Source organism: Synechococcus sp. BA-120 BA3 (genome assembly GCF_034931285.1).
GTDB lineage: Bacteria > Cyanobacteriota > Cyanobacteriia > PCC-6307 > Cyanobiaceae > Cyanobium.
Genome location: NZ_JAYGHZ010000311.1, coordinates 1 through 808 on the forward strand (window position 1 = coordinate 1; position 808 = coordinate 808).

1 protein-coding gene is annotated in these 808 nt (G+C 55.2%); it reads right to left on the reverse strand.

The genetic code is table 11. From position 1 onward, the window contains the following. A partial coding sequence (locus VB737_RS12875; RefSeq protein WP_500313526.1) for a calcium-binding protein occupies positions 1 to 808 on the reverse strand: 808 nt, incomplete at both ends.

Here is an 808-nt window from a genome sequence, read left to right on the forward strand (position 1 = left end):
GGAACGAGCTGTTGCCTGCCTACCTGCGGATCTATAACGGCCGCAGGTGCCACATGGCCCTGGGTGGCCTCACCCCCCAACAGCGGCTCGCTCAGCTGCAGGCATGAACAACCTGGTGGGAAAGCACACCTAGTGGAGAATAGCATTTCAAGGTGAACGCCCTGCTTTTGAGTCAACACAAGATCAGTTGACCTCAGATTGGAGAAGATCACCGTATCCTTGTTGATCACATTGGGTTCATAGTCAGTGATGGTCTTGATGGCACCACTCCTGACAATGACGTAGGTGTCATCTCCCTCACCACCCACTAGGGTGTCATTCCCCGTACCGGAGATGAGGCGGTCTCGTCCTCTCCCACCATGCAGGACATCATGACCAGCACCACCATCAAGGATGTCATCACCATCTCCCCCATGAAGCGTGTCGTTGCCATTGCCTCCTGTTAGAACGTCATTGTGGAAACTCCCATAGAGAAGATCATGGCCATTCAGCCCTTTGATTCGGTTGGCCATGTCATTGAAGCCGCCAAGCGTGTCATTGCCTGCCGTGGCACCACCGACCACGACGCGGTCGCGAATATGGCTGTCTCCCCAGAGAACGCCGTTGGAAAACTGGAAGGCCTCAATACGGTGAGCCTCTGAGGCAAAATAGTGCTCCACCTGCAACTGACCCCCTCCAGAGTCGCGGAGGATCAGATGGTTCCCATGCCGCTCGGTTGATGTGATGTCCTGGGATCGCAGGGTCTGATACTGGACCACATCATGGTTGCCGCTCTGGTAATCCGTATCACTGATCTCCTTTCGATCCC